The 12697-nt window shown below is 38.8% G+C and carries 9 protein-coding genes, 2 tRNA genes and 3 pseudogenes; all 14 read left to right on the top strand.

The window, feature by feature from the left end:
- Positions 1-46 precede the first annotated feature (46 nt).
- A tRNA-Arg gene (locus AB5618_RS07830) sits at positions 47-120 on the top strand.
- A 248-nt stretch (positions 121-368) separates the two neighbouring features.
- Positions 369-542: a hypothetical protein gene (locus AB5618_RS07825; RefSeq protein WP_347709192.1), complete on the top strand. Its 174-nt coding sequence runs from the start codon at positions 369-371 to the stop codon at positions 540-542.
- Positions 543-607: 65 nt separating this feature from the next.
- A complete protein-coding gene (locus AB5618_RS07820) occupies positions 608-784 on the top strand; it encodes a DUF6019 family protein (protein WP_021939191.1) in 177 nt (58 codons plus the stop codon).
- Between the two features lie 23 nt (positions 785-807).
- The gene (locus tag AB5618_RS07815; RefSeq protein ID WP_148463129.1) at positions 808-1497 is read left to right on the top strand and encodes a response regulator transcription factor; all 690 of its coding nucleotides are present in this window, start codon (positions 808-810) and stop codon (positions 1495-1497) included.
- Positions 1473-2738: pseudogene (locus tag AB5618_RS07810) on the top strand (sensor histidine kinase). Before AB5618_RS07815 ends, AB5618_RS07810 begins: the two are co-directional and overlap by 25 nt.
- Before the next feature lie 177 nt (positions 2739-2915).
- Positions 2916-3590 carry an ABC transporter ATP-binding protein gene (locus tag AB5618_RS07805; protein ID WP_006426335.1) on the top strand — a complete coding sequence of 225 codons (675 nt, stop codon included), beginning with the start codon at positions 2916-2918 and terminating at the stop codon, positions 3588-3590.
- Entirely contained in the window at positions 3587-6031 is a 2445-nt protein-coding gene (locus tag AB5618_RS07800) for an ABC transporter permease (protein WP_368366640.1), read from the top strand. Before AB5618_RS07805 ends, AB5618_RS07800 begins: the two co-directional genes overlap by 4 nt.
- A gap of 641 nt (positions 6032-6672) precedes the next feature.
- Positions 6673-6746 (top strand) — tRNA-Arg (locus tag AB5618_RS07795).
- 422 nt (positions 6747-7168) lie between these two features.
- On the top strand, positions 7169-8038 hold the full coding sequence (locus AB5618_RS07790) for a ParB/RepB/Spo0J family partition protein (protein ID WP_055225867.1): 870 nt from the start codon (positions 7169-7171) through the stop codon (positions 8036-8038).
- 14 nt (positions 8039-8052) lie between these two features.
- A pseudogene (locus AB5618_RS07785) lies at positions 8053-8520 on the top strand (ParA family protein); the annotation flags it as partial.
- A 28-nt stretch (positions 8521-8548) separates the two neighbouring features.
- Positions 8549-8842, top strand: a pseudogene (locus AB5618_RS07780) (DUF6017 domain-containing protein); the annotation flags it as partial.
- A gap of 58 nt (positions 8843-8900) precedes the next feature.
- A complete protein-coding gene (locus AB5618_RS07775) occupies positions 8901-9188 on the top strand; it encodes a hypothetical protein (RefSeq protein WP_173716635.1) in 288 nt (95 codons plus the stop codon).
- 418 nt (positions 9189-9606) lie between these two features.
- Positions 9607-12063 carry a glycoside hydrolase family 2 TIM barrel-domain containing protein gene (locus AB5618_RS07770; protein ID WP_173717560.1) on the top strand — a complete coding sequence of 819 codons (2457 nt, stop codon included), beginning with the start codon at positions 9607-9609 and terminating at the stop codon, positions 12061-12063.
- Positions 12056-12646: a hypothetical protein gene (locus AB5618_RS07765; protein ID WP_173774204.1), complete on the top strand. Its 591-nt coding sequence runs from the start codon at positions 12056-12058 to the stop codon at positions 12644-12646. Before AB5618_RS07770 ends, AB5618_RS07765 begins: the two co-directional genes overlap by 8 nt.
- The last annotated feature ends 51 nt before the right edge of the window (positions 12647-12697 follow it).

Below are 12697 nucleotides of genomic sequence, written 5' to 3'. Positions count from 1 at the left end.
GGGAAAAATCCCAGAAACCCAGTAAAATCAAGGGTTTGCGGCATGTGTCGTCATAGCTCAGCTGGATAGAGCACTCGCCTCCTAAGCGAGGGGTCGGAGGTTCAAATCCTCTTGGCGACGGGCTTCAAAGCGTTCGAAAATGTTAGCTGGATTAGCTGACAGCGAACGCTTTATTTATTTTCTAATCACGTTCGTGACATGAAATTCCATTCAAAATGATCAATTTCCAACTAACATTTGGGTTCCGCCCTGTTGTCACCCCTTATTCGGAGATGTAAATCAGAGAAAAGGCGGGAAAAGAAACAATCTCTCCCAAACCTGCAAAAATAAATTAGCTGAAACAGTATTCAATTCTATTTGAAGAGCTTATGCGCAAAACCATAGCTGACATTGTATCAGAAGTCAGTAGCATTGCCTGTTGGGTGTATGTGCAGAAATATGTGAAACAGAAAACTCTTGACGAAATGCTGCAAGAATTGCCAGGAGCAGGCCAGTTTATCATTGTCATGGATACCTGGTTCGAAAGACTGATGGCGGAATAATAGAAGCTATGATAGAATAAAGAAAACGATTTGAAGTGCAAATCGGAATTGACAGAGGTAATGAAATGTTTGAAGAATTAGGAATTAGTTTTGGCACAGCACTAATCGTCTTACTTGCATTATATTTTATAATTAAGTGGGCGGTCAAAAATGGAATAAAAGAAGCCTATAGGGATATTACAGGGAAAGTCACTACCGAGGATATTGAGGCAGAACAAATATGTAACGAAGAGGAAAAATAGTTAATAAAGAGAGGTGATATGCTATGCCAGGTATACTCGTGGTTGAAGATGATGAAAATTTAAATCGTGGAATTACATTTTCACTGAAAAAATCCGGATATGAGGTTTTTTCAGCAGAATCAGTGAAAAAAGCGAAAAGAATTGCAAGTGATAATAATGTGGATGTTACCATTTGTGATGTGAATCTCCCGGATGGGAATGGACTGGAATTTGTAAGGTGGATGAGATGCAATTATAATACATACATTATTTGTCTTACAGCACTAGATCAAGAGATGGATCAGGTCATGGGATATGAAGCAGGGGCAGATGATTATATTACAAAGCCGTTTAGTCTTTCGGTACTTCTTTTGAAAATAGAAGCACATTTCCGCCGCAGACAGGAGAAAACGGAAGCCGGAAAGATGATTTCGGGAGATATCGTATTTATCGCAGGAGAAATGAAAGTCCTGATAAAGAGTCGTGAAATCAGTCTGACAAAAACGGAGTTGAAAATGCTGACTTTTTTTCTTCAGAATCCGAAACAGATTCTTTCAAAAATACAAATATTGGAAAATGTGTTTGATCTGGAAGGGGATTTTGTGGATGAAAATACAATCGCTGTCAATATCAGAAGACTCCGTGAGAAAATCGAAGACAATCCGGCTGCACCGGTCTATATAAAGAATATCAGAGGTCTTGGGTATATATGGAATCAGGAGGTAAGGCAGTGACAAAGAGATATCGCAAGAAGATTACAGTAGTGCTCTCCTTGGTATTACCTGTCATATTATTGTTTGCAATATTAAATTGCTTTACCACGTATGTGTTTTATGAAGATTATAAATATAAAATGAATCTTATGACAGAGATTGCTGCAAAGGAAGAATTTTCCGGGCTGGATGCTGTTTCGGAATTGCTTAAGGATAAGGATATTGAAACCAACGAACAGGGAAGGTGATTATTGGAGCAATATGGATACTGGGGGAATAAAGGGAATGCATTTTATTCGCAATTCCGGCATCAGGTTATGGTGACCGGTGCTGTAAGCACTGTGATATGCGTGCTTCTTTTGACTTTTTTACTTTATTGGAAGAAAAAAGAAGATGCGTGTCATCAGAAAATTTTAGACCAGTTGGAAGAAATTCTGATCAGATTCCGTGAAAATAAATTTGATGATTTACTGAAAACGGAAAATCATGCAGAACTGGAAAAATTGAATGACCAGCTTGAAGCAATCGGACATCATATTCAGTTGATAAAGGAAGAAGCAAGGGCAGAAAAGGAGAACACGAAAGAAATGGTTTCTGATATTTCTCACCAGTTAAAGACACCGGTTGCAGCTTTGGATACATGTTTTAGTGTGCTGATGCAGAATGACTTAAGTGCCACAGAACAGGAGGAGTTTCGTATCCGTTGTCGGAGTGCTCTGGATGGACTGGAGACATTATTGCAGTCGCTTCTTGAAATATCCAAGATGGAAACTGGACTGATTCAGATTAATAAGAAAAAACTTCCGCTTATGGATACTGTCATATCTGCTGTGAACTGTACTTATCCAAAAGCGGATGAGAAAGAAATTGAATTCGTTTTTGACTATGAAAAAGAGCTGGAAACATGCACGATTATGCAGGATAAAAGGTGGCTTGGTGAAGCTGTGATCAACGTTCTGGATAATGCGGTCAAGTACAGTCCGTGTGGTTCAAAAATATTTATCCGGTTACAAAAAAGAAACTATCTTGTAAGAATGGAAATTGAGGATCAGGGAATTGGTATTCCGCAGAATGAGTATCACAAAATTTTTCAACGATTTTACAGAGGAAGTTCCAAGGAGGTCATGGAAAAGAGTGGTACAGGAATCGGACTTTTTCTATCGAGAGAAATTATCGAAAAACACGGAGGTACAATCATGGTAACCTCCGGCAAAAAGAAAAAAGGAAGCACGTTTGTGATTCAATTACCATATGTTGGTTAAATTTTAAGTGGGCAGAAATCTTACAATTCTGTAAGACTTCTGCTCGTTTTTTGAAAGTGAAATGAAAGATTGTCCTGATACAATTTGGATGTAGGTTGAAAAATGACCAAATATATAAACAGGCAAAGAAAGCGTGCTGAAAAGGTACGCTTTACAGAATTGAAAAGGAGGCAACACATGAGTGTGATATTAGAAACCAAGCAGCTTTGTAAGTTTTATGGCGCAGGTGAGAATCAGGTCAAAGCGGTCAATCAGGTGGACATTCAGATTGAGCAGGGAGAATTTGTTGCAATTGTTGGAAAGTCAGGTTCCGGTAAAAGTACATTACTTCATATGCTTGGAGGGCTTGATACCCCGACAAAAGGCAGTGTTACTTTAGCAGGGAAAGATTTATACAGGATGAAGGAAGATGCCCTTGCTGTTTTCCGCAGAAGAAAAATCGGATTTGTTTTTCAGGCATTTAATCTGGTTTCATCTGTTAATGTCTGGGAAAATATTGTACTGCCACTGGGGCTGGATGGAAGAAAAGTGGATGAAGCGTATGTAAATGATATTATTGCAACTCTGGGGATTGAAAACCGGATTTATAATCTGCCAAATCAGTTATCCGGAGGACAGCAGCAGAGAGTAGCGATTGCAAGAGCACTGGTGAATCGTCCGGAAATTATATTTGCGGATGAGCCGACAGGCAATCTTGATTCTAAGACCAGTGATGAAGTAATCGCTCTGCTTAAGATGACAGCAAAAAAATATGGACAGACAATTGTAATGATTACCCATGATGACGAAATTGCACAGGTCGCTGACCGTATTCTGGTGATTGAGGACGGACAGGTGGTGGATTTCAGATGAAGACAATAAGCAGGATTGCATATAGCAATGACAAAAGGAACAGGACAAGAAGTATACTGATCATGATGGCAATCTGTCTGACCACGATGCTGCTTGTTATCATCAGTACTGTGGGAAATGGGGGAATTCATTTACAGAAAAGTCAGGCGGCAGGATCATATGGAAGCAATTATGGTCTGTTTGTTTCCGCAGACGGATCGCAGTTAAAAGAAGTAAACCGCCGTGCGGAAATAGATGCTACAGGCACTATGTGCACCGAAGGTATCATAAAAGGCAATGAAAAAGGCGGGTTTGTCTGCATGGATGAGACTGCAAGAAAAATGCTTCCCTATAATAAGGAATATGAGTTAAAGGAAGGAAAGTATCCGGGGGGAACGCAGGAAATTGCCGCAGGAAGAGCATTTTTTCGTGCAATGGGGTATGGTGATGTAAAGATCGGAGATACGGTTACACTGGATTACCGCGCAGGGATGCAGTCAGAATATAAGCCGGAAGAATTTGTTGTCAGCGGAATCCTATATGATCGGGATGAGTATACCATCGAGGCATCTTATGTTGCTTTCGGGTCACAGGAGTTTTATGATGAGCACGTCGCAGAGAATGACAGACAGTATAATATTTATTTTACTTTAAATGATTCTGCAAATGTATCTATGAATAATATTGATTCGGTTATAAAGCAGATTGCAGCAGCTTGTGGGATCGAAGAAAAAAACGTTATAGTCAATGATCTCTATTTGCAATGGGTCTTGCAGCCGAGTTATGAAACGATTGCGGTATGCGGGGTTTTGATTCTTGCAATTGTACTTTTCTCTGTTGTGGTCATTTATAATATTTTTCAGGTCGGTATTGCCAACAAGATACAGGAGTATGGAAAAATCAAGGCTCTGGGAGCGACAAAAAAGCAGATGAAACAACTGATCTTCAGAGAGGGCATTTTTTTGACATTTTTTTCAATACCAGTTGGATTGCTTTTGGGCTTTCTGATTGCAAAATGCGGTTTTAACTGGCTGGTAGAACAGGGGAACCTTGTATCAACCGGAACTGGCTCTATGGGAGTTCAAAATCAGCAGGTGCCTCTGTTTTCCCTGCCTGTTATGCTTCTCTGTATTTTCGTATCATTTCTTACCGTTGCTTTGGCACTGCGTAAACCAATGAAAATTGTTTCACGGATTTCACCTATCGAAGCAACACGGTATTTAGAAAATGCAGAAACACAAAAAAAAGGAAAACGAAATGGCAGAAAAAATGTCACCGTGTTTTCTATGGCAATGGCAAATGTAACGGGTAATCCCAAAAGAACTATTGGTACTATCATCACAATGGGTTTTTCTTGCGTATTGTTTGTGATTATCTCTAATTATGTGGGAAATATTGACACGGAGCATGAAGCACGTCTTTCCGTTAATCATGGACAATTTGAACTGCAGCTTGACTATTCTGCTGAGTATGATGAAAGATATCCGGAGAATAATCTGGATACGATTCTGACGGATGATCCATTGAATGATTCGCTGATTGAAGAAATCAAAAGCATTCCGGGAGTAACAGATGTCATGACGAGAGAGATTGTCTCTGTAAATCTGAACGGAACAAGATTTCCGGCTACTATTGTGAGTAAAAAGGATTTTGATTTTATGCGCCAAGAAGGGGATATTGGCTCTATGGACTATGATCAGGCGGTAAAGAATGGTGATATTTTCTTTGGCTGGTCAACGTGGATGGAACAAGATGGATATGCTCCGGGTGAATCCATTGCATTTGACTTTGAGAATGGAAGTGGAACCTATACCTATCAGGGAAAGATTGCAGGATCTTTTGTAAGTGCGGACACTTATCTTGTCATTCCGGAAGGTGTATATCGTTCCATGAATCCGAGAGGAACAGCCTATGGCTATCTGTGGGTGGACTGTGATAAAAAAGATGTGGCATCTGTGGAACAGAGTCTGAATACTTTGATTTCTAATACTTCACATATAAAAATGGATACCTATCATGCGCAGTTACAATCTGCCGAATTTGCAAGCAGCATGATGAAGCTTGGCTGTTATCTGTTTATGGCTATTGTAGGACTCATCGGGTTTATGAATATGGCGAATACCATGATCATGAATATTACGACAAAAAAGCAGGAATATGGTATATTACAGGCTGTGGGTATGACAAATAAACAATTAAATTTATGCCTGCAGTTACAGGGACTGATGTTTACGGTTGGTACCATATGCGTAGCTTTGATCATTGGTCTGCCGCTCGGCTATGCACTTTTTTCCTATGCAAAACATAATGGAATATTTGGAATGAATATCTATCATGTTCCAATCGTACCAATTTTTATTATGATTTTTTTGGTCGGTCTGTTGCAGATTGTACTTTCCTGCGTTTTAAGCAGTAATCTGAAAAAGGAAACGCTGGTAGAAAGAATAAGGTATGATGGATAGCAAGTAATATGTAATGAACTAGGTCTTAACGAAGAGGAGAAATAGATAACTTCAAGTTTGCAGAACTAATAGAGAAGTAACATATAAAACAATAAATATGGTCAAAAAATCATCGACATCCGACCTACAGCACGTTATAATATAGTTAATCTAATAAGAAAACCAAGTGATCATTGTTACGAAGCTGAATCGTAATGGTGGCCAACTGAGTGAACTCGATGGAACGGAATGGTTATATCCTCCGGGTGCTCCGAGCACCGGACGAGCACCGAAAGGTGCTTTACAGAGATGAAAACAGGTTTTCTTATTTTGACGAGGAGTAACAGAATAGTTAGGAAAATCAAGGATTTCCTTGACTTAACTTTACTAAGAATTATATATGTTTTCAGTGGTATCTCAAGCTCCTAAGAGAAAGCCGAGGCATTCCCCAAAGGGAAAAAATGAAAAACAACTTTCAGTTCGAATCTATTCTGAAAAATGCTAAGGGTGACAACAAAGCATTCCCCAAATTGGGGAACGTTCTAATGTTACCAAATCAAAAAAATCTGTAGATTGACAACTCGAAAAAGAGTTGATAATCTTATATATGGCCGAAGGGAAAAATCCCAGAAACCCAGTAAAATCAAGGGTTTGCGGCATGTGTCGTCATAGCTCAGCTGGATAGAGCACTCGCCTCCTAAGCGAGGGGTCGGAGGTTCAAATCCTCTTGGCGACGGGCTTCAAAGCGTTCGAAAATGTTAGCTGGATTAGCTGACAACGAACGCTTTTGTTATTTTCAAATCACGTTCGTGACACAAAATTCCATTCAAAATGATCAATTTCCAGCTAACGCAATCCGATTTTTGTTAGCTGACAGCTAATCAAAATTACCGGTTTGCAAACATGGGTTTTAAGAAGTCCAGCTAACATTTGGGTTCCGCTCCGTTGTCACCCCTTATTCGGGGATGTAAATCAGAGAAAAGGCGGGAAAAGAAACAATCTCTCCCAAACCTGCAAACATGAATTAGCTGAAACAGTATTTAATTCTATTAGCTACAGCTAATGGTCAAACAGCAATGTCTGTTTGGAACTTTACTATCTATAAAAGTTCCAGGCAGGCATTTTTTATTTCCTGAATCCTGGAGGAAAGGAGTCAAGATGACTGAGCCAAACAGACAATCAGGAGAAAACGAAGAAAGAATCATAGAAATTGAGATTGAGCGTCTTCGTCCATTCAAAGAGCACCCGTTTCAGGTGAAAGATGATAAGGAAATGTTTCTTCTGCAGGAAAGCATTGAGAAGTATGGAATATTAAATCCGCTGATCGTCAGACCGGTACCGGATGGATACTATGAGATCATATCCGGCCACAGAAGAAAACATGCTGCGGAGAAACTGGGATACCGAAAAGTACCGGTGATTATCCGGGTATTAAGTGAAGATGATTCCATTTTAAGCATGGTAGATTCTAATCTTCACAGAGAACGGATCAGCTACAGTGAAAAAGCTTTTGCTTACAAATTGAAGAATGACGTACTAAAAAGAAAAAGTGGTCGAAAAAAGAGCCAAGTTGACCACAAAACACCAAGAAAGCGGGCGATAGAGATTATCAGTGAAGATTGTGGTGATAGCCCAAAACAAGTGCAACGTTATATCTCACTGACAAAACTGATACCGGAAATGCTGCAGAAACTGGATGATGAGATTATTTCTTTTTGTCCGGCTGTAGAGATAGCTGCATTAAGTGAAAAAGAGCAAAAGGAACTGCTTGTAGCAATGGAGTATGCACAGGCAATCCCGTCACTCTCACAGGCCCAGAGGATCCGGCAACTGAGTAAAGAAAAGCAGTTGTCACTGGAAAAGATGGAAGAAATCATGTGTGAGGTTAAAAAAGGTGAAATCACAAGAGTGGCTTTCACAAACGAACAGCTACATAAGTATTTTCCGAATTCCTATACACCGGCAATGATGAAGCGGGAAATACTGGCATTGTTGAAATTATGGAAAAAAGAATCATGGGAAAGTTAAAGGAGGAAGAAATCATGTGTAAAGTTATATCCGTAGTAAACCAGAAAGGCGGCGTTGGAAAGACCACCACAACCGTAAATGTAGGCATTGGACTGGCAAGAGAAGGTAAGAAAGTGTTGCTGATTGACGCGGATCCACAGGGAAGTTTAACAGCAAGTCTTGGATATGAGGAACCGGATGATCTTCGCATCACACTGGCAACGATCATGATGGATGTCATCAACGAAGAAGAAATCTCTCTGGAAGATGGTATCTTACATCACCAGGAAAATGTAGATTTACTTCCGGCAAATATTGAGCTTTCTGCCCTGGAAGTAACGATGGGAAATGTTATGAGCAGAGAAATGATCATGAAGGAATATATCGATGCGATAAGATGCCGATACGATTATATCCTGATCGACTGTATGCCGAGCCTTGGTATGATGACAATCAATGCACTGGTTTCTTCTGATTCTGTTTTGATACCAGTACAGGCCGCATCCGTTTAAGAATCATCCGTTCAAGGTGCTGGATGATGAAAAGATCTTTGATCTGATTCTGGAAACGGTTCTTTGTAAGAATAAGTCCATCGTTGTTGCATCCAGTGAGTATCCGGCGGAATTGGTCAGAAGCAAATTTTTGAAACTGAATATGTTCCATGTGGAATATGCGATGGACTGCATGAGAAAGAATACCTCAAAAATACATAATATCAAAAAATATCTGCTGGCGGCATTGTTTAATGCACCGAGTACCATCAGCGGCTATTATCAGGCAGAAGTAAACCATGATCTGCCGCAGTATGCCGCAAATGATAAATAATAATTGGCTGTTCGATCAGCATCTGGGAAATAAGTCAGAAAAGAGGAGGACGCATAAAATGTTAAAAATATTTGCAAAATTGATTGTATTGCCAGTGATGGTGATTTTGATTGCTTTATCTTTTACAGTCAGTATCTTATCGAAAATACATTATCTGGCAGCGGTTCTGGTTAATGCAATTTTCATAATGTGCGCAGTGATTGCTTTGTCATTGCAACAGTGGCAAAATTTTGGAATAGCAGTGTTTGTTCTTGCTGTAAGCTGTATGATATTGAAATTGTGGGATATCATCGAATATGCCATTGGAGTAATATGTGGTCATTTATTTGAAATATTATCGGTGTAGATGATTACGCTGGTTTAAGTATAAATTTATGTATCATGAAAAAGAAAAGGAGCCTGTGAAACTTTTTCTGTAAAATAACCATCACAAGGTCCTTCTATGATAAAATAAATATCATTACCACTCTGTTGTACTAAAGCTGATTGTGATATTTTAACCATTTTGGTTGATATATTTTAATATGTTAAAAAATGCAGCAGCACAAATGAGAAAAAATAGGAAAAAAGACTGCAATTTATGAACGCCATCCTGCAATGCATGCACAGCCTCTTGTTATTTTGATGGAGGTAAGTAAAATAAAATCATCAGTTTTTTGCAAGGTAACAAGCCATAGATAGAGCATGATTGAAAAAGTGAAAAGAAGTTTCTTGGTCAGAATTATCCGGACAAAAAATATGTGGTTTTGGGAGGAATTACTTAGATGGAAAAATTATCTTTGAATAAGAACTGGATCTGTTATGTGACAGGAAAAAGGGAGACACAATTTGCAACAGATGTGCCGCATGATGCAATGCTTCTTGATGAAAAAAGTGAGACAAGTGCTGGAGGTGTAAATACGGGATGGATTGAGGCACAGGATTATACTTATGAGAGAAATTTACATATATCGGAAAAATGGAATGGAAAAAAACTGCTCTTAGAGTTTGAAGGGATATATCGCAAAGCGACTGTCTATGTAAATCGGAAAAAAGCCGCTTATCATGAATACGGATATACAGGATTCTATGTGGATATCACAGAGTCTGTGAACTATGGGGCAGATAATGAGATAAAAGTAACTGTAGTAAACAGTGACCAGCCGAACAGCAGATGGTATTCCGGAACGGGAATTTATCGTCCGGTATGGCTTTACATATTTCCGACGGAGCATATTTTACGGGATGAAATTCGTGTAAAAACACTTGATTATCAGAAAAAAAAGATTGCGGTAGATGTAAAGACAACTGGCGTGGGAATGCTCTGTACTGAGATATTTGATGGAGAAAAACTTATTGTTTCCAAGACAATACAGTCAGAAGATACTGTGGAAAACGCCATTTGTGATGTAAAAGAAAAAACTGTGGAATATCACACAGAAATGGTACTTGAACAAACAGAACTCTGGAGTCCGAAATATCCGAAACTCTATACTTGTCGGGTTACATTTGGTGAGGATATTCAGGAAGTAAGATTCGGAATCCGTACTGTTACTTGTGATGCAGAGCACGGCTTTTGCATCAATGGGAAACGTGTCATTTTAAGAGGGGCATGTATTCATCATGATAATGGATTGTTAGGTGCGTGTGCATACGACTTTGCAGAACGCAGAAAAATCCGTATTTTGCAGGAAAATGGATATAATGCAATCCGGAGTGCACATAATCCGTGCTCAAAAGCAATGTTAGATGCATGTGATGAATTTGGTATGCTTGTAATGGATGAGTATATTGATGGCTGGTATATTCATAAAACAAAATACGATTATGCAGATATAATTTTAGATAATTACAAAACAGATATAGCTGATTTAGTTGCAAAAGATTATAATCATCCTTCTGTCATTATGTATTCTACTGGAAATGAAGTGTCAGAGACTGCACAGAAAAAAGGAATTAAGCTTTGTGAAAATCTGACAGAGACACTTCATGTACTGGATGGTACACGACCTGTTACCTGTGGAATCAATATTTTCTTTAATTTCTTAAGTTCGATGGGATTAGGTGTATACAGTGACAAAAAGGCAGATCAGACAGCAAAGGATGTAAAGAAGAAAAAATCTGTCGGCAGCGAATTTTTTAATGAACTGGCAGGAGTTTTAGGAGCCGATTTCATGAAAACAGGTGCAACATTGTATCCATGTGATGTGAAGACGAAGGATGCTTTTGCAAAAATGGATGTGGCAGGCTATAACTACGGAATCAAGCGTTACCGTCATGATTTGAAAAAATATCCGAATCGTATTATTTTAGGCAGTGAAACTTTCTGCGCAGATGCATATAAGTTTATAGAAATGGCAAAAGAAGAACCGCGAATTATAGGTGATTTTGTATGGGCTGGCATGGATTATCTTGGAGAGGTAGGAATTGGTTCATGGGAATACAAAGAATATGCAAAGCGTTTTGATAATGGACCTGGATGGGTAAGCGCAGGTTCCGGAAGAATTGATCTTACGGGAAAACCATTGGCTGAATTGACTTATACGAAAGTTGCATTTGGTCTGGAAAAAATAGGAATTGGCGTTGTCCCGGTGCATTATGCACATGAAGCTCATTCTCCTTCCGCATGGAAGATGAGTAATGCAATAGAGAGCTGGTCTTTTGAAGGATGTGAGGGAAAGAAAACTTCTGTGGAAGTGTATGCCAGAGCACATCATGTTTCACTTTATGTAAATGGGGAATGTGTAGGAACAAAGAATATAAAGAAAGATTGTAAAACAAATTTTCATGTTGCGTATCACAGTGGAGAATTAAAAGCGGTTTCTTACGATGAAAATAATTGCAAAATCGCAGAAAAGATTTTGAAAACAGCAGATGCAGAAACTAGATTGACTTTAGCACCAGAACAGGAAATTGTGAGAGAGGATGATCTTGTTTATATCAGAATGAAGTATACAGATTTCGAGGGTGAGTGGAAGCCAATGATACGTGGCAGCATTAGAGTAACTGTTGAAGGTGGAAAAATTCTTGGTATTGGTAGCGCATGTCCATATTATGAAAGAAGTTATCACGGAGATACAGCAGATACTTATTATGGAGAAGCAATGGTGATTGTGAAACCGGATACAGCAAAGGAACTTTTTGTTAAAGCAGAAAGTCCTTATGGGAGTGCAGTAGCAAAAGTGCTGGTAATGAAAAATAAGGAAGCTACAGCGTACATTGAGGAGGTGTGCCATGCGTAAGAAATGGGAAGAATTTGAGAAAAAACATGAAAAAATCGCAAAACTTCTGATACAGTTGTTATATTTCTGGGTTTTTAGTATGGGAGTTACAGTCTTACAGTATCTGATGTTTACATTTTTCCCTTACATGTTCGGTATTGAATATGCTGGACAAGAATTTATGTGGCCTCAGATTCCGATGCATGTATTTGGAATAGATTATAAGTGGAATATTTTAGGCTATGAAGTTGCAAGAAATGCAGCGGGAGAGGTAATCATCGGCGGTGGACTGGGATATTTTATCAGTTATGAGCTGGGAACATTTTTGGCACAGTGTGTCAATTTTCCTTTACAGAGAAATATTACGTTTAAAAGTCATGGGAATATTGCATGGCAGATTTTATGGTATTTTATCGCATGGATATTAATTTCGCTTGTTTGCAATGGGATTAATGGATTGTGGATGCCGATTGCACAACATTTTTTTGCACCGGCAGTCTATAATTTATTAGTTACATTTATTACGGGTGGAGTATCCATGGTTATCTATTTTTTTGTATTCAAGATTATTTTCCCGGAAGGAGAGAAAAAGGAGAGAAAGTAATTAATCTTTAAGGAAAAGAAGAAATCTGTTATAATAGAATGCAGAGTATGT

The sequence above is a fragment of the Ruminococcus sp. J1101004sp1_RTP21198st1_B9_RTP21198_201120 genome (assembly GCF_040924245.1).
In the GTDB taxonomy this organism is placed as follows: Bacteria; Bacillota; Clostridia; order Lachnospirales; family Lachnospiraceae; genus Blautia_A; species Blautia_A faecis.
The sequence above is the reverse complement of the archived record's forward strand: the minus strand, read 5'-3'. Positions and strand labels throughout refer to the sequence as shown.

Excerpts from the sequence above, each read along its gene's own strand:
- AB5618_RS07820 (WP_021939191.1), top strand. The coding sequence starts at position 608 with ATGTTTGAAGAATTAGGAATTAGTTTTGGCACAGCACTAATCGTCTTA.
- AB5618_RS07790 (WP_055225867.1), top strand. The coding sequence starts at position 7,169 with ATGACTGAGCCAAACAGACAATCAGGAGAAAACGAAGAAAGAATCATA.
- AB5618_RS07765 (WP_173774204.1), top strand. The coding sequence starts at position 12,056 with ATGCGTAAGAAATGGGAAGAATTTGAGAAAAAACATGAAAAAATCGCA.
- AB5618_RS07825 (WP_347709192.1), top strand. The coding sequence starts at position 369 with ATGCGCAAAACCATAGCTGACATTGTATCAGAAGTCAGTAGCATTGCC.
- AB5618_RS07815 (WP_148463129.1), top strand. The coding sequence starts at position 808 with ATGCCAGGTATACTCGTGGTTGAAGATGATGAAAATTTAAATCGTGGA.
- AB5618_RS07770 (WP_173717560.1), top strand. The coding sequence starts at position 9,607 with ATGGAAAAATTATCTTTGAATAAGAACTGGATCTGTTATGTGACAGGA.
- AB5618_RS07775 (WP_173716635.1), top strand. The coding sequence starts at position 8,901 with ATGTTAAAAATATTTGCAAAATTGATTGTATTGCCAGTGATGGTGATT.
- AB5618_RS07805 (WP_006426335.1), top strand. The coding sequence starts at position 2,916 with ATGAGTGTGATATTAGAAACCAAGCAGCTTTGTAAGTTTTATGGCGCA.
- AB5618_RS07800 (WP_368366640.1), top strand. The coding sequence starts at position 3,587 with ATGAAGACAATAAGCAGGATTGCATATAGCAATGACAAAAGGAACAGG.